26 protein-coding genes and 1 pseudogene are annotated in these 20,863 nt (G+C 46.4%); all 27 read left to right on the top strand.

All coding sequences use genetic code 11. The annotated features are described in order from the left end of the window. Positions 1-2 precede the first annotated feature (2 nt). Positions 3-620, top strand: a complete 618-nt coding sequence (locus ACFIKU_RS08065; protein ID WP_375657191.1) for a regulatory protein GemA — start codon at positions 3-5, stop codon at positions 618-620. A gap of 6 nt (positions 621-626) precedes the next feature. Further along, a complete protein-coding gene (locus ACFIKU_RS08060; protein WP_375657190.1) occupies positions 627-1,034 on the top strand; it encodes a helix-turn-helix domain-containing protein in 408 nt (135 codons plus the stop codon). Between the two features lie 87 nt (positions 1,035-1,121). Further along, the gene (locus ACFIKU_RS08055; protein WP_375657189.1) at positions 1,122-1,361 is read left to right on the top strand and encodes a hypothetical protein; all 240 of its coding nucleotides are present in this window, start codon (positions 1,122-1,124) and stop codon (positions 1,359-1,361) included. 44 nt (positions 1,362-1,405) lie between these two features. Further along, positions 1,406-1,702, top strand: coding sequence for a hypothetical protein (locus ACFIKU_RS08050; RefSeq protein ID WP_375657188.1), 297 nt, complete (start codon positions 1,406-1,408; stop codon positions 1,700-1,702). Beyond that, positions 1,699-1,986: a hypothetical protein gene (locus tag ACFIKU_RS08045; RefSeq protein WP_375612317.1), complete on the top strand. Its 288-nt coding sequence runs from the start codon at positions 1,699-1,701 to the stop codon at positions 1,984-1,986. The genes ACFIKU_RS08050 and ACFIKU_RS08045 overlap by 4 nt, the downstream gene beginning before the upstream one ends. Then, positions 1,979-2,317, top strand: coding sequence for a hypothetical protein (locus tag ACFIKU_RS08040; protein ID WP_375657187.1), 339 nt, complete (start codon positions 1,979-1,981; stop codon positions 2,315-2,317). Before ACFIKU_RS08045 ends, ACFIKU_RS08040 begins: the two co-directional genes overlap by 8 nt. Further along, positions 2,283-2,525 (top strand): hypothetical protein, encoded by a 243-nt coding sequence (locus ACFIKU_RS08035; RefSeq protein WP_375657186.1) that lies wholly within the window; start codon positions 2,283-2,285, stop codon positions 2,523-2,525. The genes ACFIKU_RS08040 and ACFIKU_RS08035 overlap by 35 nt, the downstream gene beginning before the upstream one ends. Further along, positions 2,522-2,836, top strand: a complete 315-nt coding sequence (locus ACFIKU_RS08030; RefSeq protein ID WP_375633887.1) for a DUF2730 family protein — start codon at positions 2,522-2,524, stop codon at positions 2,834-2,836. The genes ACFIKU_RS08035 and ACFIKU_RS08030 overlap by 4 nt, the downstream gene beginning before the upstream one ends. After that, complete coding sequence (locus ACFIKU_RS08025; protein ID WP_375612320.1) at positions 2,833-3,189, top strand: hypothetical protein; 357 nt, start codon at positions 2,833-2,835, stop codon at positions 3,187-3,189. Before ACFIKU_RS08030 ends, ACFIKU_RS08025 begins: the two co-directional genes overlap by 4 nt. Further along, complete coding sequence (locus tag ACFIKU_RS08020; protein WP_375631553.1) at positions 3,152-3,733, top strand: phage protein Gp27 family protein; 582 nt, start codon at positions 3,152-3,154, stop codon at positions 3,731-3,733. Before ACFIKU_RS08025 ends, ACFIKU_RS08020 begins: the two co-directional genes overlap by 38 nt. Continuing rightward, the gene (locus tag ACFIKU_RS08015) at positions 3,726-5,348 is read left to right on the top strand and encodes a hypothetical protein (protein WP_375657185.1); all 1,623 of its coding nucleotides are present in this window, start codon (positions 3,726-3,728) and stop codon (positions 5,346-5,348) included. The genes ACFIKU_RS08020 and ACFIKU_RS08015 overlap by 8 nt, the downstream gene beginning before the upstream one ends. A 12-nt stretch (positions 5,349-5,360) precedes the next feature. Next, the gene (locus ACFIKU_RS08010; protein WP_375657184.1) at positions 5,361-6,938 is read left to right on the top strand and encodes a DUF935 domain-containing protein; all 1,578 of its coding nucleotides are present in this window, start codon (positions 5,361-5,363) and stop codon (positions 6,936-6,938) included. Beyond that, positions 6,931-8,136, top strand: coding sequence for a phage minor head protein (locus ACFIKU_RS08005; protein WP_375657183.1), 1,206 nt, complete (start codon positions 6,931-6,933; stop codon positions 8,134-8,136). The genes ACFIKU_RS08010 and ACFIKU_RS08005 overlap by 8 nt, the downstream gene beginning before the upstream one ends. A 415-nt stretch (positions 8,137-8,551) precedes the next feature. After that, positions 8,552-9,595, top strand: coding sequence for a phage protease (locus tag ACFIKU_RS08000; protein ID WP_375657182.1), 1,044 nt, complete (start codon positions 8,552-8,554; stop codon positions 9,593-9,595). Further along, positions 9,592-9,933: a hypothetical protein gene (locus ACFIKU_RS07995; RefSeq protein WP_375657181.1), complete on the top strand. Its 342-nt coding sequence runs from the start codon at positions 9,592-9,594 to the stop codon at positions 9,931-9,933. The genes ACFIKU_RS08000 and ACFIKU_RS07995 overlap by 4 nt, the downstream gene beginning before the upstream one ends. Before the next feature lie 12 nt (positions 9,934-9,945). Beyond that, positions 9,946-10,911, top strand: a complete 966-nt coding sequence (locus ACFIKU_RS07990) for a capsid protein (protein ID WP_375657180.1) — start codon at positions 9,946-9,948, stop codon at positions 10,909-10,911. 15 nt (positions 10,912-10,926) lie between these two features. Continuing rightward, the gene (locus ACFIKU_RS07985) at positions 10,927-11,349 is read left to right on the top strand and encodes a gp436 family protein (protein ID WP_375657179.1); all 423 of its coding nucleotides are present in this window, start codon (positions 10,927-10,929) and stop codon (positions 11,347-11,349) included. A gap of 1 nt (position 11,350) precedes the next feature. Then, positions 11,351-11,845: a phage virion morphogenesis protein gene (locus tag ACFIKU_RS07980; protein ID WP_375657178.1), complete on the top strand. Its 495-nt coding sequence runs from the start codon at positions 11,351-11,353 to the stop codon at positions 11,843-11,845. Continuing rightward, a complete protein-coding gene (locus ACFIKU_RS07975) occupies positions 11,842-12,363 on the top strand; it encodes a hypothetical protein (RefSeq protein WP_375657177.1) in 522 nt (173 codons plus the stop codon). The genes ACFIKU_RS07980 and ACFIKU_RS07975 overlap by 4 nt, the downstream gene beginning before the upstream one ends. After that, positions 12,360-12,953 (top strand): baseplate assembly protein, encoded by a 594-nt coding sequence (locus ACFIKU_RS07970; RefSeq protein WP_375657176.1) that lies wholly within the window; start codon positions 12,360-12,362, stop codon positions 12,951-12,953. The genes ACFIKU_RS07975 and ACFIKU_RS07970 overlap by 4 nt, the downstream gene beginning before the upstream one ends. Positions 12,954-12,966: 13 nt before the next feature. Further along, positions 12,967-13,167, top strand: a complete 201-nt coding sequence (locus tag ACFIKU_RS07965; protein ID WP_375657175.1) for a hypothetical protein — start codon at positions 12,967-12,969, stop codon at positions 13,165-13,167. A gap of 3 nt (positions 13,168-13,170) precedes the next feature. Beyond that, positions 13,171-13,557 carry a GPW/gp25 family protein gene (locus ACFIKU_RS07960; RefSeq protein WP_375657174.1) on the top strand — a complete coding sequence of 129 codons (387 nt, stop codon included), beginning with the start codon at positions 13,171-13,173 and terminating at the stop codon, positions 13,555-13,557. Next, on the top strand, positions 13,544-14,425 hold the full coding sequence (locus ACFIKU_RS07955; protein WP_375657173.1) for a baseplate J/gp47 family protein: 882 nt from the start codon (positions 13,544-13,546) through the stop codon (positions 14,423-14,425). The genes ACFIKU_RS07960 and ACFIKU_RS07955 overlap by 14 nt, the downstream gene beginning before the upstream one ends. Then, on the top strand, positions 14,425-15,555 hold the full coding sequence (locus ACFIKU_RS07950) for a phage tail protein (RefSeq protein ID WP_375657172.1): 1,131 nt from the start codon (positions 14,425-14,427) through the stop codon (positions 15,553-15,555). The genes ACFIKU_RS07955 and ACFIKU_RS07950 overlap by 1 nt, the downstream gene beginning before the upstream one ends. 1 nt (position 15,556) lies before the next feature. Then, positions 15,557-18,700: a DUF4815 domain-containing protein gene (locus ACFIKU_RS07945; RefSeq protein WP_375657171.1), complete on the top strand. Its 3,144-nt coding sequence runs from the start codon at positions 15,557-15,559 to the stop codon at positions 18,698-18,700. Between the two features lie 14 nt (positions 18,701-18,714). Beyond that, positions 18,715-20,100: a Bgr_08870 family protein gene (locus tag ACFIKU_RS07940; protein WP_375657170.1), complete on the top strand. Its 1,386-nt coding sequence runs from the start codon at positions 18,715-18,717 to the stop codon at positions 20,098-20,100. Between the two features lie 200 nt (positions 20,101-20,300). Continuing rightward, positions 20,301-20,863: pseudogene (locus tag ACFIKU_RS07935) on the top strand (phage tail protein); the annotation flags it as partial.

The raw sequence follows: 20,863 nt of genomic DNA, 5'->3' as shown, positions 1-20,863 counted from the left end.
ACATGTCTTTAGCTGTCCTTCATATGGGAAAACGCGCGTTAGGTCTTGATGATGAGACCTATCGCGCACTGCTCTATCGCTTGACGGGCAAGCAATCGGCGAAAGATTTGAATTTTTTAGAGAAACGTTTAGTCGTCGCTGAAATGAAAGCGTGTGGTTTTGAGCCGAATGGGAAGCGTTTAGAGGGTAAATATGCCAAGAAGTTACAGGCGCTCTGGATTGCTGGGTGGAATCTTGGCATTATTCGTGATCGTTCAGATAAGGCGTTGCTTGCCTTTGTGAAAAGACAGACAGGGATTGATCATATTCGTTTTTTACGCGATAGCGATGATGCATGCAGAGCTATTGAGGCGTTGAAAGGTTGGTTGCAGCGTGAGGGTGGGGTTGACTGGAAAGGAAAAAAGATTCAAGATACATGGCAGAAAATGCCAGGATATTTGATTTTGTGTGCCCAATGGAAGTGTTTGAATCCCGATGCTGTGTTTGATGTGGAAGCTTTTCATCAAAGTGTTATGGCGTTAAGTGGTAAAGCTTTGGGTGAGATGAGTGGGGGCGACTTTAGAGAAGTGATGAATGTTTGGGGGCGGAAAATCCGTAAAAGTGTTAAAAGCGAGGGGTAAGCATGCATGCAAGAGGAAATCTATAGCGATTTTCCTGCCTTATTGCGTGAAATAGCTGATGTTGCGGGCAGTGAAGCGGCATGGAATATGATGCGGGCTTTTGGTGGACGAGAAGTTTATATACCCGGGCGTCTTGAGAGTGCGGATTGGTTGATTGAAATTGTTGGGTTTGAAGAGGCCGAGCTACTCATCAACCATTTTTGTTTTAATGGTTCGGGTATGCGCCTTCTTATCCCCCTTGGTAGAGATGCTGAACGGCGGCAAAAAATGCTAAAAGCGTTGCAAAAAGGTTGGTCGGTGGATGCAGCGTCTGCTGTTTCTGGTATGCATGTGCGTACAGCTTATCGCTTGAAGAAGAAAATTTCTTCAAAAGAACCACAAGGTTTATTATTTCCAGAGTTTTATGAGTATTGAGAGTTTTGACTGACAGTGTCAGGCTTATATTGGGGGGGTGAAATCCGATAAACTGCGGATGGATTTTTATTCATTGAGTGGTTTGTTATGGTTTCAATAGATGCCTCTTTTCTTCATCGCCTTGCGCCTAAATTAGCGCATCATGCGCGCCAAGATTTTATTATTGTAGAAATGGCACGCGTGTTGCCTGAAGCTTTATCCTATGGTGCGATCACGACACATTTACGTGTTGCGCATTTTTTAAGCCAATGTGCCCATGAGAGTGATGGTTTTTTACCGTTTGTGAATATGCCTCAGGGCGCGCTTATGAGGGGCGGCGTGATTTAGGCAATGTCAACCCTGGGGATGGGGTGCATTTTAAGGGGCGTGGTTTGATCCAATTAACGGGGCGGAATAATTATCGCCGTTTTACGAAGTTTTGGCGCTTAGTCGATGAACAAGCGGTTGATTGTGAAGCATTTCCAGAAGTGGTGGAACAGTTTCCAGCTGCTCTTTGGTCTGCTGTTTGGTTTTGGCAGACGAAAGGTTTGAATAGGTTTGCTGACCAAGATGATGTCGTGAGGATTACCAAGGCAATTAATGGGGGCAAGAATGGACTTGTGCAACGTTTGACGTATCTTAATCGCGCCAAAAAGCTTTTGGGGATTGGAGGCGAGGTGAAGGCATGAAACCGTCTTATCGTGGCTCTAGGCTCTATTTATGGTGGTCTTTTTGGTTTGCTTGGGGGGTTATTTTTTTGCTCGTTTCTGGTGGTTTGTGGGGGGCTCCGCATATTGTTGATATGGCGAGCATTTCTATTCCTTCGATGGTGGCGATTATTGTTGGCAATCTGGGGGTGCATCGTGGCTTTGGCTCGTTGGATTTTTCTAATAGGAAACATTCCCATAAGCGGCATAGCAGCTCCTATGATGGGGTGGAGATAACGAGGTGGGGAGATAAAAGCAATGTTTAGCCCTGTTTCAAAACTGTCTTTTGGTCTGCTTTTTTTGGTCAGTGTGATGTTGGCGGCTTTTGGCTTTATGAAAGCGCAAGTTTTAAAGGCGGAAAAGGCGCGTGATTTGTATTGGCAGTTTGAAATTGCCAAGGTTTCAGCACGTGCACAGCTTGAAATGGAGCGACAAAGACAAGCAGCGTTGGAAGCTGAGCATCAAGCGCAAGGGGTGATTTCGGCTTTGGAACAAAAGCTTGTGAAAATGGAGGAAGTCAATGCAGTATTGCCAATTACTGGCGGTGGCATTGGGCTTGAGCGTGTGCGCTTGCTCAACAACCAAGCCAAGGGATAGTTTTGCGTATCAGTTTTTATCGGTTGAATTGCCGCCTGTTGTTCGCATGGCGTGTGCCCGCCCAGCTTTATTGCCAGAGCGTGCTTTGAATGCGCGCGAAGTGGTGCACTATTGGGGGCGTGATCGTGCTGCTTTATTGATTTGTGAACAGCGTAGAAAAGCTGCGGAGTGGGCGATTTTAGGCAAAAGAGAGGGGACTTTTAAGTGAATTTGGATATCAGTGTTGCCAATGGCTGGTTGTCTTTATTGTTATCGGTTATTGCGATTTGTGGGGTTTTGAGAGCCTATTTTTCTTCTGGTGCGCGGGAAATGCTGAAAGACATGACAGTGCTTAAAGAGCGTGTGCAAAAGTTAGAGACGGAGATGGACTTTTTACCTGATCGTGATGCGCTGCAAAGATTGGAAGTGAATATGGAGAAATTGAATGGTCGTCTCAACACGCTTTCTGCACAATTACAACCGGTGGCAGCCATTGGTGAGCGCTTGCAAGAGTTTTTGTTGGAGAATGCCAAGAAATGAAAGCAGATATGGATAAAATCATCCGTGAAGAAGCGCGGTTGATTATTTTAAAAGGGCTTGCTTGTGAGCGCAGTGAAACTTTATCGAGTGCGATGATTGAGCGGCTTTTATACAGTTATGGCATCAGGCGCGATCGCGATTTTGTGCATAATGAATTGGCATGGATGGAAGATCAAGGTGCTGTTACGTTAAAATGTGTGGGTTCGGTTTTTCTTGCGGCATTAACAGAACGGGGAGCGCGTCATTTAGACCGGAGCTTTTCCATTGAGGGGATTAAGCGGCCTAAACGTTCATCAATAAAAGACGAGGTGAAGGATGCGCAAGGTCGGGCGTGGACGTTTAACGGCGATTGATTTATTGCCGCAAGCTTGTGATCAGATTATTGCTGCTGCTGCTGAGGCTTTAAACGGGCGTGAGAAGACGCAAATGGCTATTTATGGTGAGTTTAAAGCGGCTTTGAAGGCTTTACGAAAGGAAACGGGTCTCAGCTTTTCTATACCCTCCTTTTCCAGTTTTAATCGGTATTCTTTGCGGCTAGCCGTGATGTCACGGCGCCTAGAACAGACAAGAGAAATTGCCGCAAGCCTCTCCAAGCGCTTTGATGCTAAAGCTTCTGATAATATCACTCTTTTGACGGCGGCAGCGATTAAGGAGTTGATTTTTTCAACGTTGAGCAGTGGGAAAAACCTTTCGCCAAAGGCAGCACAAGAATTGGCCAATGCGCTTAAAGGTGTTTTGGCGGCTGAACATTTGTCGACCACGAGGCGGCAAAGATTAGAGAAGGATTTTACCAGCAAAGCAAGCAAAGCGGTTGACGCAGCAGCAGCAGCGGCGGGGCTCTCAGAAGAAACAGCGCGAGCTATTCGTGCGCAGGTGTTGGGGGTAAAACATGGCTGAACAGCCCTTTTCAAAAAGTCATGTCTTTGATCATCAGAGTGGTTTTGATATTTGGCAGAGAAGTACTTTTCCCAAAGAGAGTGATCCCTTAGCGGAAGGCGTTTTGATGGCGCATCAACGGGCATGGATTGAAGATAAGTCTCCATTAAAATTGGTTGAAAAGGGGCGGCGCACCGGCATTACTTTTGCGGAAGCTTTGGATGATACCCTTATTGCTGCAGCTAAACGTGAGGCCGGTGGCGATAATGTTTTTTATATTGGAGACACCAAAGACAAGGGGCGGGAATTTATTGGCTATGTGAGCAATTTTGCTTCGGCAATTACGAGCCATAGTGGGGATGTTGAGGAATTTCTATTCTCTGATCAAAGGGCGGATGGGTCAACAAAATATATCTCTGCTTATCGGGTGCGTTTTGCTTCAGGTTTTCGGATTGAGGCGCTTTCTAGCCGCCCTGAAAATATCCGTGGGTTACAAGGTATTGTGGTGATTGACGAGGCGGCGTTTCATCAAGATGTGCGGGCTGTTTTGGATGCTGTCAATGCTTTGTTGATTTGGGGAGGCAAGATCCGTGTGATCTCCACCCATAATGGTGTGCTCAATCCTTTCAATGAATTGATCCGTGAGGCGCGAGCAGGAAAAGTGCCTTTTTCGGTGCATTGTTACCCCTTTGGTGTTGCTGTTAAAAATGGCTTGTTTAAACGAGTTTGTGCTATGAAGGGGGAGGTGTGGAGTTTAGCATCTGAGCAACAATGGGAAAAGCAAATCCGTGCCTCTTATGGGGTGCGTTTGGCTGCTATGCGCCAAGAATTAGATGCCATACCGGCCGATCAAGAAGGGGCGGCTTTAACACGCTTACAGATTGAAAATTGTTGTGCGCCTGATATTGCGGTGCTGCGTTTTTCTTGTGTGGATGATTTTAAAAATCAATCGGAACATCAACGAAGTCAAGCTGCTTTTAATTGGTGTGAGGGGCGCTTAAAGCCTCTTCATATTGGGCTTGACCGGCGGCGCCAACATGTTTTTGGCGTTGATTTTGCGCGCAGTGGCGATGCGACGTCGATTGTGGTGATGGAGGTGGGACAAGATTTGGTACGCCGTGTACGGTTTATGGTGGAATTGCGCAATACGCCGTTTGATCAACAAAGAGAGATTTTATTTTATGGGGTGAATGGCTTGCCGCGTTTGTTAGGGGGCGCTTTGGATGCACGGGGCAATGGGGCTTATTTAGCCGAAAAAGCGGCGCAGCGTTATGGGGGGCTGGTGCGGGAAGTGCAATTGTCGCAAAATTGGTATGGCAAAGAGATGCCGGCTTATTTAGAAGCTTTTGGGGATGGGACGATTGTTTTGCCGCGCGATAGTGACATTGTTGCCGATCATCAAGCGCTTGCTTATGTCAATGGCATTGTGAAAATTCCAGACAATCATCGTTTTAAAGGCAGTGATGGTTTTATGCGTCATGGTGATAGCGCGATTGCTTGCGCTTTGGCTTATTTTGCCAGCCGGCAGACGCCTGAAATTTATGATTATACACCTGTGAGAGAGGCTTATGGTTTTGATGAAAGCTCACTCTTTTCAACGCCTTTTTTTTCAACAATGCGATCAAAGATTTATTGATGGGATAATGAGATGGTAAAACTTTTAGATCAGTGGGGCAGGGCGCTTAATATCAAAGGGTTGGAGAGAGAAGTCGCAAGCCCTACCATTAATGGTGTTCGTGATGTGTGGTCACAAACCATTGTGAGTGGTCTCACCCCTATGCAACTTGCTGATATTTTACAACAGGCAGCACGGGGTTATCCAGAACAGTTTTTCCAACTTGCCGATGATATGGAAGAGCGTGATTTGCATTATCGTGCTGTGCTTGGCATGCGTAAAAATGCTTTGACAGGTGTGGAGCCTGGAGTGATTGCAGCAAGCAACAGTGCACAGGACAAAAAGATAGCAGATGCGGTGCGGGAAGTGATTAGTGCGCCTACTTTTGTTGATGATTATGTGACGGATTTGTTAGATGCTTTGGGCAAAGGTTATGCGATTGTTGAAACCTTGTGGGACAAGAGCGCTAAGGAATGGTGGCCGGTTGCTTGGAAATGGCGTGACCAGCGGTTTTTTCAATTAGATCGACGGGATGGTTTTCATTTGCGTTTAAAAGAAGAGGGGTCTCACTATGGTATTGAACTGCCTGCTTATAAATTTTCCATTCACCGCCCAAAGTTAAAAAGTGGTTTACCTATCCGCACGGGGCTTGCACGCCTTGCAGCTTGGGCATTTCTTTTCAAGTCATATACCTTAAAAGATTGGATGGCTTTTTTAGAAGTTTACGGCATGCCTTTGCGTGTGGGGAAATATGGTGCGAGCTCTTCTCATGAGGAACGGCGGGTTCTCATTCAAGCGGTGCGTGATTTATCAAGTGATGCGGCAGCGATTATTCCCAAAGAGATGGAGATTGAATTTATTGAAGCGGCAGGGGGCAGTGGCAATGCGGTTTTTGCCGCAAAGGCTGAATATTTAGATCGGCAGATTTCAAAGGGTGTGTTGGGACAAACGATGACGACGGATGATGGGTCGTCCTTTTCGCAAGCGCGCATTCATGAAAATGTGCGCCATGATATTGCCAGAGCTGATGCACGGCAATTGGCTTTGACGGCCAATCGTGATTTGATTGTGCCTTTTGTTGAGATTAATTTTGGGCGCCAAGAGCGCACCCCCCTTGTCTATTGGCCGATTTCGGAAAATGAAGATATTAAAGCGATTAGTGATGCGCTGGAAAAACTTGTGCCTTTAGGTTTGCGTGTTGGGGCGCAAGAAGTGCGCAATAAGATTGGCTTTTCGCAACCAAAAAAGGAAGAAGATGTTTTAAAGGCTCCTGATAATGCGCTTGATGATGAGAGGGGACAAAAAGCTCATGTTTGTGCTGATTGTGGGGGTGTTGATGTTTCTGTGACAAGAGAGAGCAAGGGTGGAAAAGAGCAGGGTGGGAAATATCACGACGAATTGGACCGACTTTCTGAAGAAGCTTTAAGTGACTGGGAAGAGGATTTAGAACCCCTTTTAGAGCCTTTTAAAAAGCTTGTGAGAGAAGCAAAAAGTTATGAGGATATCCTCAAAGGCTTAGATGAATTGTTGGGCGAGATGGATCATCACGCATTAGCCGCACGTTTGGCAAAGGTGCAAATGATTGCGCGGGGACTGGGGTATCATGGATGAGGAACTTTTTAAAACCGCCCCTAAAGAGGTTACCCGTTATTTTGAAGCCAAGGCACTTGTTCCAAGCTTTGATTGGCGGGATATAGCACCAGAAGAACATGCTTTTTCCTTTACGGTGGCAAAATCGGTGGGCTATGACATTTTGGATGATTTTACGCGAGCTGTTGGAGAGGCCATAAAACATCAAGTTCCTTTCCAAGAGTTTCAAAAAAATTTGATGCCGATTTTACAGGAAAAGGGTTGGTGGGGTAAAAAGACTGCTATTGACCCGAAAACGGGTGAAAAGAGCGTGGTGCAATTGGGCAGTCCACGGCGTTTAGAAACGGTCTATTGGGCTAATACCATGAGTGCCCATGCGGCAGGGGAATGGGAGCGCACACAAAATAATAAAGAATTTTTGCCCTATCTCACCTATGCTTTGTCGAGTTCAGAACATAAGCGTTTAGAACATGAAAGTTGGGTGGGGTTTACGGCACCTGTTGATGATCCGGTTTGGGATTGGCTTTATCCACCCAATGGTTGGCGGTGTAAATGCAGTGTGCGACAAGTAAGCCGCTATGAGGCGGACAATTTAGGCTATGAAGAGGGGGTAGAGCCACTTCATGTTGAAAAGCAGGTTTGGCGCAATAAACGGACGGGGAAAGTTGAAAAGATACCAAAGGGGATTGACCCTGGATGGCATTCTAATCCTGGGAAACATCGTGCGCAAAATTTAAGCCGATTTTTGAGTGATAAAGTCTCTGTGATGGGGGACAATGGCAAGCGTATTGCCATTGAAGATATTGTGGGCTCACCACTTTTGGAAGCCATGTTTGAAGGACGCATGTCTCGTGGATTTATTCCCATAGCCCCGATGATACAAAAGGTGCGTGATGTTTTTGGTGGGGACAATTCTCTTATTCGTTTATCTTCAGACAGTGTGAAACATATTTTGTTAGAGCATCAAGCGCGGTCTCTTCACTTGGAGGATTTTCGAGGTGCCATTCAAACCTTCATAAAGCCCTATGGCGTTATTAGACGAAAAGATACGCAGGGTGTTATGTTTTTTGGTGAAAGTGGTGGGACATGGTGGCGCTTTGTGGTCAAATGGGTAGCAAGCAAACAAGAATGGTGGTTGACCTCCATGCATAAAAAAAGCTCTAGAGAAATTGGACGCTTATTGAATGCGGCTGAAAAAAAGGGCGAGAGGTTGTTGTAAAGAGAATACCGTAAAGCTCTGTTGGTGTTTGTGAAAAGAGAAGGCGTGGAGGGCGGTCAACTCCTCGCAGGTCCGGTAAAACCGTCCTGGCAAAACTGGCTCACGCCTTACCTCCAATGATATAATGTTTTTAAGCCAAAAAGCAATCTTAAAAAAAACGGCTTGAGAGAGGCTTTTTTGTGTGGAGTGATAAATTGTACCTTTCACTTCACAACGGCGCTCTATCGCCTTTGAAGTGCCTTTGAAAACGATTTTATGGGATGGTTTGGCACGGGGGTTTCTCTCACAAGGAGAATAATAGGGAAAAGAGTGTTTTTTTGGGAAATGCTCTTTTGACTGACAGTGTCAGACTTATAGTGGGAGTAAGTTTCATGCATTGTATTGCCAATGACAATTGTAAAGCAATAGGCAATGTATGGAACAAGAATTTCACGAAGATCAAAAAGATGGGGATGCCCAGACATTTTATGATGGGACATTTCATGCTGCGTTAATAGATCTCTGTCCAGACGTTTTATGCAAAGATGTTTCATATGAAGACGCCACCGTTAGCCAAGCGCCTGAGTGGGTAGAGCTTTTGCCCAAAGCGCCTCATGTGAAGGCACGTGATGGACGACAATGGCATTATAACCCGCAAACGATTTTAAAAGCCTTTGCAGCCAATAAAGGACCGCTTGTGATAGATTATGAGCATGGGCAACATCACCGTGCGAGAAATGGTTTAGAAGCGCCTGCCAGTGGCTGGATTGAAGAATTGGCAGAGCGGGATGGTGCGATTTGGGGACGCGTTAAATGGACCGATATGGCAGCTAAAAAAATTATTGCCCGAGAATATCGCTATCTTTCGCCTGAGTTTCGCCATTCCAAGAAAGGTGAAATTTTGAATTTAGCCGGTGCTGGTTTGGTGAACCGTCCAGCCCTTGTCATGACGGCTTTAAGCCGTGAACAGCCTTCCCCTATAACTTTGACGGAGAAAAAGATGGATTTGACAGCCATTGCCAGTGCACTATCGCTGGCAGAAGATGCTAAAGCGGATGAGGTTTTAGCAACGCTTAAAGCGCGCGAAAAGGAACGCGTGGAATTAAACGCCCAATTAACAAAAGCGCGAGAAGATTTAGCGCTTTTGCAAGAAGAGCAAAAAAACAGTGCCATTGAGAGTCTTTTAGACAAGACCATTGAAGAGGGCAAGATTTTGCCGGCTGCTCGCGAGGAATATCGTGCGCTCTGTAGCCTTGAAGGGGGGATGGAGCATTTTAAAAGTTTGGTCGAGAAGTTGCCGGCGCTTGCCTCAACAAGCCCTTTAGAAGTGTGTGCCTTAGCACAAGAACCAAAGCTTGCTCCAGAAGAGGTTGCCCTTGCGGCACGCCATTATCAACAAGAGCAGAAGCAAAAAGGCTTCGACATCACCATTAGCCAAGCGGTTGAGTATATTAGCGAGCAAAAGGAGCGCCAATCATGAGTACGATGATTTTGATTAAATCTTTTCGCACTGCTGCAGAAATTTCACCTTATTGCATTGTTGCAGCCCGCACTGAGGGAATGGTGGCAACGGCTTCTGGTAAGGGTGATAAATTATTAGGGACTGCAGGGTCTTGTGAAGCCAAGGCTGGTGAGATGATTGATGTTGGCCAATGTGGTTGGGGTGAAGTGGTTTGTGGGGGCAATGTTTCCTTTGGTGATTTTTTGACCTCTGACCCCAAAGGGCACGCCATAAAGGCAGAAGCAGCAGACCGCACCATTGGTATTGCCATGAGTGATGGTTCTGCTGGTGATGTTATTTCTTTTAAAATTAATTAATCGAGGCTTAAAATGAACAGACCTTTTCCCATTGATCCAACACTCACTGCTATTGCTATTGGTTATCGCAATCCAGCAGGTTCTCTTATTGGCGATAAAGTTTTGCCACGCGTTTGTGTTTTAAGTGAGGTGTTTAAATATAGTGAATTTCCTTTAGCGGAAAATTTTACGGTGCCTGAACTTGAGGTTGGGCGAAAAGGGCGCCCGAATGTGGTGGAATTTTCTGCCTTTGAACGGGAAGCCAGTGTCAAGGATTACGGATTGGATGATCTTATCCCCAATTCAGATATTGAAGCAGCGGCACGCGCCAGGGCGGAGCGACGCTCTCGCTATAACCCCGAAAAGACAGCCGTGGAAGGACTTGCCAATTTGCTAGAATTGGGGCGTGAAGTGCGTGTTGCAGCCCTTGTGCAAAGAAGTGAAAATTACGCACCAGAGCGCGTGATAACGCTCAAAGGTGAGAATAAATTCAGTGATTATGAGAAATCTGATCCTTATGCCACTTTAGATGAGGCGATGGATAAAGCTCTCGTCTATACGCCCAACACCATTGTGATGGGTAAAGTTGTTTGGTCAAAACTCAAACGTCATCCCAAAATCATTAAAGCCGTTAAAGGGGGTGGCACTGCTGATGGTTTTATCACCAAGGCGCAATTTGCTGATCTGATGGAAATACACCCCGATCGTTTACTCATTGGTGAATCGCAAGTGAATTTGGCTCGCAAAGGGCGTTCGGCGCAATTGGCACGCGTTTGGGGCAATAAGATTGCACTGCTTTATATTGACCCCACCAAACAACAGGCGGATGGTTCGGTCATCAGTTGGGGCTTTAGTGCCCAATTGGGTGAACGTTTGTCTGGAGTGATTAATGATCCAGATATAGGCTTATCAGGCGGTAAACGGGTGCGTGTGGGGGAACGTGTGTGTGAATTGGTCGCCGCAAAAGATGCCGGCGTTTTGTTGCAAGACGTTGTCTAAGGGAAACTTTGAAACATGGCTTATGCAAGCAAAACATTGATTGAAGAGCTCTGGGGTGATGACTTCTTGGATGATTTGTGCGGGATGGATGAGAATTCTGATCCAGTTTTTTCAGAGCAAGCCATTGCCCGCGCTCTAAACCAAGCAAGCGGTGAGATTGATGTGCATTTGTCTCATCGCTACTTGGTCCCCATTGCTGGACAGCCGGCGGCTCTGGGTATGATCTGTGTCAATATTGCTGTTTATAATTTAGCCATACGCCATACGGCACTGACCACGACCATTGAAGATCGTTACAAACAGGCGGTTGAACTCTTGAAACGCATTGCGGAAGGCAAAGCGGGTTTAGGGGTCGATGAACCTAAAATTATGAGCGAAGATGGTCCCGTGCGTGATGGGGCTTTCTTTTATGCTAAGCCGCGTTTGATGGGAAGGTAACATGTCTGTTTCAACCCATATTGAGATTAAAGAGATGGGGCTTGAAGCGGCTTTATCCTTTTTGCAAAGGGGCGCTGATCGCTCGATGGGGACTTTGGCACAAGGGGTTGGGCGTCTTATCCAAGAGAGCACAAGGCGGCGGATTCAAAGCGAAAAAACGTCTGTCCAAGGAGAGAAGTGGAAAAACAATCATGCTCGCACCTCCATTCTTTATGCCAGTGGGGCGCTTTCACGCTCCATTGATATGAAAGCTTCACCAGAACAGGTGATTGTGGGCTCTGGGTTGGTTTATGCGCGGATTCACCAATTGGGTGGGGTTATTCGCCCGAAAAATGGCAAGACACTGCGCTTTTTTCTTAAAAGTGGCAATGCACACCGCTTTGTTTGTGTACGCCAAGTGACCATGCCGGCACGTGCCTATTTGGGGCTTTCAGAGCACAATAAAGTGGAAATTGTCAAAGCGGCAGAAGATTGGCTGGAAAGGGTCTTTTCATGAGTCAAACGATCACACAAGCAGGGCGCATTAATCAGTTTCGTGAAGCGGTGATAAGAAGCCTTAAAGGCGCTTTGCCAGATGTGCGCGATTGCGGCTGTCAATTTGGGCGCTTTAACTTAGAAGAATTGGAAACACAGATGCTGGTGGCTCCAGCCATACGCGTTGCAGTGTTAGCAAGCCGTTTCAATTCTGTTGCTTCTGGACAGATGAGTGCCGATCTTCATTTAGGGGCTTTTATTATTACCACAGGTAAAGAGCGTGATGTTTCCAGTTGGCTTTTAGCAGAAGCCATTGCGGTGCTTTGTCATAGCGGGCAATTGTGGGGGCTAACGCATTTGAGTGCCCCGCGTGAGGTGCAAATTGAACCGATTATCTCTGCAGCGATTAAGCAGCGTGGTGTATCGATAAGCGTGGTGGAATGGCACCAAGATTTGCATCAGTTGGGACAGGATATTTTTTGTGATGAAGGACAGCTCAAAGCTGGTTTGATCTCATGTGATGATGAGGTGGAGGCATGAATGATGCGCACCTTTTGAGTGACACTTTGCGGCAAATGATGAAGCGTCTTGATGCGCTTGAACGCTGTCTTGCCAACCAGCACATGATTGGGCGGGTTGCAGAAGTTGATGGTCATAGGGTGCGGGTAAAACTTTCCGAACAGGGTTCCAATGGACAAGCGGTTTTATCGCCTTGGCTACAAGCGCAAGAAGCTTCTGGTGCTGTTTCAAGCAATATGCCCCTCCATGTTGGTGATCCGGTGCGCTTGTTAAATCCCCATGGCGAAATTGGTTCTGCCTCTCTGGTGGTGCGCGATAGTTATAGTGAGGATGCACCTAATCCCGCACGCTCACTGCGAGAGCTTGCTCTGTGTTATGCGGGTGGTGCTTTGCGTATCACGAAGGATGAGCTTATTCTTTCCCATGGGGAAAACCAAATTCATTTGAGTAGCCAAGGTTTGGTGCTTTCTCATCAATCAACCCGTGTTGCATTAACGGGCAGTGTGCAGATTCAAGCAGAAGATTTACAGCACAATCAAAAATCGGTTGGCGCAAGCCACAAACACGGTGGGGTCAAAATGGGTCCCTCCACAACCTCTAGTCCTCTTTAAAGGAGTTTTTATCATGCGTGAGAACACTTATGTTATTTTAACCAATGCAGACTTTGTTGCAGGCAAGCGTTCACCGGGCAAAGGTGAAGAAATTTGTTTAAGTGAGGAAGCGGCTAAATATCCCTTGCTGCTTGGTCAGATTGCTGAAAAACCAGCCCCTGTTGTTTCTGCGCCCCCAACTGTTTCTACCACAAAGACAACAAAGGGTGCTTAAAGCATGCGGTGTGGGATAAGCGAAAAGGATGGCTCTCTCTTATATGGTTGGGCACATTGCCAACAGTCACTGCGTAAATGTCTGACGACAAGGATTGGGACACGGGTTTTGCGTCGTCATTATGGATGCGATGTTGGAGCATTCCAAGACGCCAATGCTGATCCTGCGACGATGATGCAGCTTTATCAAGCAATTGTTGAAGCACTCGATGATCCAGAGTGTGGAGAGCCCGGGTTTTCGTTGCAGAGGATTGATCTGACAAAAGCAACGCGTGAAGGCACTTTTCATTTTGTTTTAACGGGTGTTTTTTATCCCGATGGGCATTTGGGGGATTGGTCACACAAAGAGCCAATGAGCATCAATTTAGAGGTTGGTGATGACAGAGTTTGAACCTTTATCCCTCCCACAAATTCCCCCTCCACCACTCCCTTTGCCACAAATTATTGAAGAGCTTTCTGTTGAAGCAATTTTAGAGCAAAAGATCATGCGTTTGACTGAGCTTTTTGCAGCGCATCATATTCCTTATAATGTGGAAAAGACGGCTTATGATCCGGTGGTCATTCAATTGCAAGCGGCCGCTTATGAAGAGTTGCTGTTGCGCCAGCGTGTTAATGAAGTGGCGCGGGATAATTTACTCACATTTGCCCGTGGAACAAGTTTAGATCATTTGGGGGATTTTCATGGGGTCACGCGCCTTTTGGATGAAGATGATGAGCGGTTTCGCCGTCGCATTCGCTTAAATAGACAAGGACATTCCACAGGGGGCACAGCGCCACGTTACCAATATTTTGCTCTCTCAAGCGATATCCATGTCAAAGATGCTTTTGTTTATCGTGAGGGTAAAAGCCCGCTTATTCATGTTGCGCTTTTTAGTGACGCCCCTTCAGGGGTGGCTGATGAGGCTTTAATTGCCAAGGTACAAGCAGCCCTTGATTGCCCCCATGTTAAAATGACCAATGACCACATCTTTGTGAAAAGCGCGGTGCAGCGGATGATCGATATTTCTGCTGATTTTTGGTTGTTACCGGATGAAAGCTCCTTTGTTTTGGAAAGAGCGGAGCAGAATTTAAGAGCAGAATGGGCGCGTGCGCAAAGGCTTGGGCGTGATCTCTCAATAAGTTGGATATTAAGCCGCTTGATGGTTGAAGGCGTTCACCATGTGAACATAACGCACCCTTGTGAGGATATTTTGGTCGCACCGGATGAAGCCGTCGCACTAGGGGATATTGTCTTGTCTGAACGGGGGCGCGCTTATTGATGCTTTCCTCACTTTTACCCCCGAATTCGAGCTTGTTTGAACGTTGTTTTGCCGAAGCAATGGCTCTTGACCCTCACGTTAAAACGGCACTCGAAGAAATACCCCGCGCGAAATTTATCACGCGTCCGCCTTCTTGGTTGCCCTTTTTAATAGACGAATATGGCTTACAAGAATTAACCCCTTATTTCTCTAACCTTTATGATTTAATTGATCAGGGTCTTGCATGGCAGAGGATACGTGGCTCCCTTGCGGCAATAGAGATGGGGCTTGAATGGCTAGGGATTTCAGCATGCTTTCAACCCGCCTGGACGGGGCGCGCATGGTGGAATTCCTTTCAACTTGATTTTGATCACTTGCCTGAACGCAAAAGCCTTGAAGCCATTGAAGCAATCACTGACCTTTCCAAAAGTTTGCGCTCTGATTTTCGCCGTGGGACCTATGGTTATGATGTGCAAGCTATGGAAGCCAATATGTCACGCCTTGATGACAGCATGTTGGATTCTGAGAGCGGTGTTCGCTTAACAGCTGGAGGAACATTGTTTTCCTTTGGGCGCACAACAGAGATAGAGCGCGTTCTCACAAGAGAAGAAGGCAGGCTTATTGGCAATTGGATAGATGATGGGGATGAAGAGTTAAGCTGGAACCAAATCGATTATCCATGGGACATGGCAAATTTTCCGTGGTGTTCGGTCAAAAAACATGAACGCGATATGCTGATGGCAGAATGGTTTCATGGCCGCACGCTTTATCTCGTGTTAAGAGACACCCAAAATGCCGTGATTGGGTATCGCAGATGCTATGCTGTAGCGCCTGTCGAACAGGCTTTGGATGGTGTGTACAGCCATTGTGGTAACAGATTTAACCCTTCCCCAACAGGCACCTTGTTGTTTCTGGCAGCACGAACAGACTTTCACGATATTGACCGGAAACAAGCAGCCTTTGTTTCCATTCTCGTTCACGGCATTCCCAAACAAGATATCCCTCTTGATATCCCCCTTGATATCCTTTTGGGCAAGCTTTGGTGTGACGCCAATGAACTCAATGGTGGTGTGGAGATACTCAAAACGCCCATTAACATTCCTTTGCGTGCCGATGTTCGCGAACAATTCAAGATTTTATTGAGGTTTTAAGATGAAGCATGAAAGTGGTTTACCCTTTGCAATTGACAGATCTCGCGGCAAAGAGGAACAACAAAGCGTTGTCTTTTATGGCACGCGTCCCTTTATTCAAAGTGGTGAACTGAATGAAGTTCAAACCATTATAAGGGGACGGCATGACCGCTTGGGGCGTCTTGTGGCACAAGAAGGAGATCGCGTTGAACGGGCTGATGCCTTTGTCAATAAAGACACAAATACCGTCACTTTAACAGATGGCAAGATTTATATCGCAGGCGATATTTTTCCGGTCTCTGAAGCTGTACTTAACAATGTTGCCATGATTGGACGCTTGGAAATTGGTGTGAAGCTGCAAAAAAAATGGATAACCCATGAAGATGATCCAGAGCTGTTGGGGCAAGTCCCTGGCACCTTGGCAGAAGGAGAACCTGGTGCCGCACGCGAAACAGCAAAGCTTGTTTGGGCACTGAAAGAAGATGCGCAAAGTGGCACTTTCTTTCCGGTTTATATTTTACAAGATGGTGTTCTGATTGACCAAAAATCCCCCTCATTGCTTGAACCCGCCATGCAAGCTATTGCAACATATGACAGAGCCCATGGGCATTATATCGTGAGTGGCTGCCGTGTGAGCGCTTTAGGACCAAACAACGGTTGCCAAATCTTTAGTATTCAAGAAGGGGAAGCCAATATCAATGGCTTTAAACGCAAGCGCTTAGCCGCCTTGCGCCATGAAGAGGTGGAGGATTTTTCGACAAGCGTTGTTCCAAGCGAAACGCATATTTTTGCACCCCCAAAAGGCAAGACAAGTTTCACCTTTAAACCCTATTATTTTCCTATTGCCGATATTCAGTCTCTTTTGTTGACAAAAGAAAAAACCGTTAATGTCACCCGCGGTGCAGTTGCTGCAGGGCGTGATGGTGTGCCGGATAAAAGCATCACCTCTTTTATTAAAGTCGTTCAAGGAAGCAAGGAATTTAAAGAAGGCATAGATTTTAAAAAAACCGGAGACACCATTGATTGGGCGCCCGTAGGAGACGAACCTTTAGCGGGGAGCAGCTATAAGGTGACTTATCGCTATCGTGCAAAAATCACGGCTGATAAAGTAACAGCGCAGGAAATTACCGTCTCAGGGGGGGCGCAAGGTGGGGATATTATCGTCAGTTACACTTACAAATTGCCCCGCATTGACCGTATAGGACTGAACACAGGGGGCAATGTGGTTTACATCAAAGGTATATCAGTAGACCACCCTATGGCACCCAGTGTCCCTGATGATGTGTTATCCCTTGCAACGATCACCAACAATTGGCTTGAAACGCCGGTTGTGGTCAATGATGGCACACGGGTTGCCCCCTATGATGAGATGTGGCGCTATTTTCAACGGGTGCTTTCCCTTGACCGGTTGATGCAGTTAGAGCGCATTAAAAGCAATGTGGACTCTAAAGAGCCTGTTGCCAAAAAAGGCATGTTCGCTGATCCCTTTCTTGATGATCGTTACAGAGATGAAGGCTTTCAACAAACGGGGGCTGTAGGCAACGGCATTTTACAGCTCGCCATTGATCCAACCTTTTACACCGCTAATCTTACAGCGCCTGTCACGCTTGACTGGACAAATGAGGTGATCATTGCGCAAGAGTTGACAACGGCTTGCGAAAAAATCAATCCTTATCAAAATTTTGCACCCCTGCCTGGTACAGTAACCCTTGAACCCGCGACAGACTTTTGGCACGAACAGCGCACCGATTGGCTCTCTGGTGTCACCAATCAGATTATCATGGGCAGGAACCGTGGGAGAAGCATTCGTAACACAGAAGTGCGTGATGATTTGGTGAGTGCAACCCAAGAGCAAATTGATTTTTTGAGACAAATTACCCTTCACTTTAAAATTGAAGGTTTTGGCAAGTTTGAACAATTAGAAAGTCTCATCTTTGATGGTGTGAATGTCTTGCCGAATTATCCCCTTTTTGCCAATTCCTATGGCACCCTTGAGGGCACTTTTAAGATTCCACAAAACATCACCGCTGGCACAAAAAATGTTGTGGCACGGGGGAAAGGTGGAACCATTGCAACGGGGCTTTTTACCGGCCAAGGTGTGATTGATGTGAAAGTGATGCGGCGCACCACCACTGTGAAAATATGGACGCAAGTGGACCCCCAAGCGCAGGTCTTTACCCCCGATGAAACACGGCAAATCACAGGCATTGACTTTCATCTTTGCAAAATCGGTAATCAAAACCATGATCTGGTGATTGATTTGGTGACAACCGAAAATGGCTATCCGACCGCCGATATTCAAGCGCAAAGCTTTTATTCTATGAAGGGCGCAAAGAGAGGGTGGGCAGAGGCACGCTATGATGTACCACTCCTTGTGATGGATGACCGCTTAACGGCTTTCGTTATCAAGACAGATGATGCTGATCATTCCGTCTCTTTAGCAAAGCTTGGGGATTTTGATGCAGAACACCAGAGATACGTCTCAAGCCACCCTTACGTGACCGGTCCACGCTTTTCTTCTGTCAATGCGCAAAGCTGGACAGCTCATCAAGATGAGGCTTTAGCCTTTCGTGTGTTGGCAGCACGCTATACACAAACAGAAAAGACTGTCGATTTAGGCACATTTGATCTTGTGGACTGCTCTGATTTACAAATACGTGCAGCCATTGAATTGCCTTCAAGCGATTGTTCTGTCATCTTTGAAATTGAAAGAAACAATGGCACGGTTTATCAACTGCTTCCCTTTCAATTACTCAGTCTTACTGAATATATCAGTGAAAAGGTAAAGCTTCGCGCCATTCTCAAAGGGACAGAAAAGCTCTCACCCGTGTTGTTTGCTCCTGTGCAATTGATTGCGGGAAAGATTCATAAGGAAGCTACTTATGTCACCCGTGCTTTCGCCTTTGGGGAAAAGGCAAGGTTAACGAGCTATATCAAAACATTTTTACCCGGCGGTGCAACCTTCTCACTCGAGATGCAACTGGATGATGGTGCTTTCACCCCTTTGAAATTAGAGGAAACAGAACAACTCGCTGAACCGCTTTGGACAGAGCGCAAATTTGTGAGCAGCGATAAGACAGCCAAACAAGCACGCCTCAAACTCACGCTTACCGGTGGACCGGCGGCACGGTCAATGGTGAGCGATTTTGGCGCCGGCATATTATGAGAGGAAAATGAGAGATGACAAAAACCAAAAAACTCGACATGGAATTGCCTAAAGAAGGACGCTTTATCAGTTCTGAATTCCCAATCTTGCGCGAAAACTTGACGAAAATTGATCAAGCACTTGCGGATGTTGAGGACAAGGTAGACCAAAAAGCGCCTTCAAAACACATGCACACAATAAGTGATGTTGCCGATCTTGAAGCAGCCCTGAAGAGCAAAATGGCAGCCGATAAAACCTTCACTTTTGCCGATTTAAGTGATATCGAGGGGGCACACGATGCAGCCAACAATTATGTTCTCTATAAATCAAGCAATAATAACTTCACCTTTGGCAGTGCTATCTCCCTGTTAGGCGCACACCAACATAAAACCGAAGATATTGTGGGGCTTGATGATTTTAGAGCTAAGATCAACGAAGATCTCACAAGCTATGGTCGCCTAACCAGCCCCAATGAATGGAAAAATTATAATAAATTTACCAGCAAAGTCACTATGAGTGGTGGTTTAGAACTCATAGGCAATTCATCATTGAGCCTTACCCATAATGGTGAAATGGTTACCAGTTTAAGCACAACAGGAAGCTCGCTTAAAGGACCACTGAAAGTTGATGGTGATGTTGTTTATACCAAATCACAAGTGGATGCCGCTATCTTGGCACAAATAAAGAGTCTTAAAAAAGATTTGACTGATAAAATCACAAATTGGCCGGCTCTTGCTGATGCTGAATTGCTCTATACGCAAGATGGGAAAATTCAATGGCCCGATTGGGTCACCGATAAAACCAAAGTCGAAATTACAGCCTGGGGCGGCGGCGGTAGTGGTGGTGGTGCGGATACACCAAGATTAGGCGGTGGCGGCGGCGGCGGAGGTTGTTCCGTGTGGTATGGCTACAAGGCCAGTTTAAACGGTCATCAAGATATCGTCATTGGTAAAGGAGGAGCTTCTGTTGCAAAGCGTTGTGTAAGCGGTAATTCTGGAGAAATAACAGTTGTTGGCAAAAATTTTATGACAGCTACAGGAGGACATGGTGGTGGAGGTGCTTACGCCTATACCTCTCATTCGGGATTTGGTGGTAGTACGACTACCTACTATTCAGGCTCTGGTGGCGCTGGAGGCATTGGTGGAAATTTTGGCTTAGCAACAGACGAACATCTAGGAATTGCCAAAGGCGGCAATGGTTGTGATGGAACGAATGGAATTACGAGCAAGATAAGCGGTAACGGAGGTGATGCTGGGGGTGATACATCAAGAGGTGGCTCTGGAGGAGTCGGCAAAGGATCCTATAGTTCAGGAAAAGCAGGGCGTGGTTTTGGTGGTGGTGGTGCTGGTTCTCATGGAGATTCTTCTCCAAGCGGTGCTGGTGCTGATGGTGCAGTCCTTATAAGGTTATGGAAAGAATGAATGGATGTACGACTAACCAAAGAGACAGCACAAGTCAAACTAATGTTTGTTGTATCATAGCTTAAGGTTGTAATAGTCTTTTTTAAGTCCTTTTATTGCTCTTTAAAAGCCCTTTGAAAGGGCTTTTTTTGACTGACAGTGTCAGTCTTATGGAGCATGGTGATGCTTGTTATAGTCTCTTCATTGATTTGGAGAGCAAGATGGCAACAGAATTTAATCATGGGATTCGCATTGTAGAGGCTGGTGAGGATTCCCGTCCTTTAGCAACATTTGATCAGACCGCCATTGGAGCGGTTGTTACAGCCCCTGATGCTGATAACCAAGTTTTTCCCCTCAATGAGCCTGTTCTTCTCTTTACGCATGAGGGTGAGAAAATCCAAAAGCTTGGGACAAGAGGCACGGCTCTTGATGTCATCAACGCCGTGTGTGCGCAGGGGATTGAGGCACAAATTATCCTTGTGCGTGTGGAAGAAAAATCAACCATTGCTGAGACACAAACTGAGATGGTGGGATCAAACGCTCACCTGACCGGTGTGCATGCCTTGGCTCATGCGCGTGGTCATTTAGGGGTAGAGCCTGGGATTTTACTGGCACCGGCTTATAGTGCAGGGCGCCTTGATAATGGCAAAAATCCCGTAGCAGATGCGCTTGAACAGGTTGCCGAAAAGCTACAAGCGATTGCCGTGTTTGATACGGGTGGTAAAAACACGGAAGAAAGCCTTGCCTATCGTGCAGATTTTTCCTCACGCTTTTGTTATCTGAT

The sequence above is a fragment of the Bartonella sp. CM120XJJH genome, assembly GCF_042194715.1.
Lineage (GTDB): Bacteria > Pseudomonadota > Alphaproteobacteria > Rhizobiales > Rhizobiaceae > Bartonella.
This window is presented reverse-complemented; position numbering and strand designations above follow the sequence as displayed.

Bases quoted from the DNA above. Each gene is read 5' to 3' on its own strand.
- ACFIKU_RS08065 (WP_375657191.1), top strand. From the start codon at position 3: ATGTCTTTAGCTGTCCTTCATATGGGAAAACGCGCGTTAGGTCTTGAT.
- ACFIKU_RS08060 (WP_375657190.1), top strand. From the start codon at position 627: ATGCAAGAGGAAATCTATAGCGATTTTCCTGCCTTATTGCGTGAAATA.
- ACFIKU_RS08055 (WP_375657189.1), top strand. From the start codon at position 1,122: ATGGTTTCAATAGATGCCTCTTTTCTTCATCGCCTTGCGCCTAAATTA.
- ACFIKU_RS08045 (WP_375612317.1), top strand. From the start codon at position 1,699: ATGAAACCGTCTTATCGTGGCTCTAGGCTCTATTTATGGTGGTCTTTT.
- ACFIKU_RS08040 (WP_375657187.1), top strand. From the start codon at position 1,979: ATGTTTAGCCCTGTTTCAAAACTGTCTTTTGGTCTGCTTTTTTTGGTC.
- ACFIKU_RS08025 (WP_375612320.1), top strand. From the start codon at position 2,833: ATGAAAGCAGATATGGATAAAATCATCCGTGAAGAAGCGCGGTTGATT.
- ACFIKU_RS08020 (WP_375631553.1), top strand. From the start codon at position 3,152: ATGCGCAAGGTCGGGCGTGGACGTTTAACGGCGATTGATTTATTGCCG.
- ACFIKU_RS08015 (WP_375657185.1), top strand. From the start codon at position 3,726: ATGGCTGAACAGCCCTTTTCAAAAAGTCATGTCTTTGATCATCAGAGT.
- ACFIKU_RS08010 (WP_375657184.1), top strand. From the start codon at position 5,361: ATGGTAAAACTTTTAGATCAGTGGGGCAGGGCGCTTAATATCAAAGGG.
- ACFIKU_RS08005 (WP_375657183.1), top strand. From the start codon at position 6,931: ATGGATGAGGAACTTTTTAAAACCGCCCCTAAAGAGGTTACCCGTTAT.
- ACFIKU_RS08000 (WP_375657182.1), top strand. From the start codon at position 8,552: ATGGAACAAGAATTTCACGAAGATCAAAAAGATGGGGATGCCCAGACA.
- ACFIKU_RS07995 (WP_375657181.1), top strand. From the start codon at position 9,592: ATGAGTACGATGATTTTGATTAAATCTTTTCGCACTGCTGCAGAAATT.
- ACFIKU_RS07990 (WP_375657180.1), top strand. From the start codon at position 9,946: ATGAACAGACCTTTTCCCATTGATCCAACACTCACTGCTATTGCTATT.
- ACFIKU_RS07985 (WP_375657179.1), top strand. From the start codon at position 10,927: ATGGCTTATGCAAGCAAAACATTGATTGAAGAGCTCTGGGGTGATGAC.
- ACFIKU_RS07980 (WP_375657178.1), top strand. From the start codon at position 11,351: ATGTCTGTTTCAACCCATATTGAGATTAAAGAGATGGGGCTTGAAGCG.
- ACFIKU_RS07975 (WP_375657177.1), top strand. From the start codon at position 11,842: ATGAGTCAAACGATCACACAAGCAGGGCGCATTAATCAGTTTCGTGAA.
- ACFIKU_RS07970 (WP_375657176.1), top strand. From the start codon at position 12,360: ATGAATGATGCGCACCTTTTGAGTGACACTTTGCGGCAAATGATGAAG.
- ACFIKU_RS07965 (WP_375657175.1), top strand. From the start codon at position 12,967: ATGCGTGAGAACACTTATGTTATTTTAACCAATGCAGACTTTGTTGCA.
- ACFIKU_RS07960 (WP_375657174.1), top strand. From the start codon at position 13,171: ATGCGGTGTGGGATAAGCGAAAAGGATGGCTCTCTCTTATATGGTTGG.
- ACFIKU_RS07955 (WP_375657173.1), top strand. From the start codon at position 13,544: ATGACAGAGTTTGAACCTTTATCCCTCCCACAAATTCCCCCTCCACCA.
- ACFIKU_RS07950 (WP_375657172.1), top strand. From the start codon at position 14,425: ATGCTTTCCTCACTTTTACCCCCGAATTCGAGCTTGTTTGAACGTTGT.
- ACFIKU_RS07945 (WP_375657171.1), top strand. From the start codon at position 15,557: ATGAAGCATGAAAGTGGTTTACCCTTTGCAATTGACAGATCTCGCGGC.
- ACFIKU_RS07940 (WP_375657170.1), top strand. From the start codon at position 18,715: ATGACAAAAACCAAAAAACTCGACATGGAATTGCCTAAAGAAGGACGC.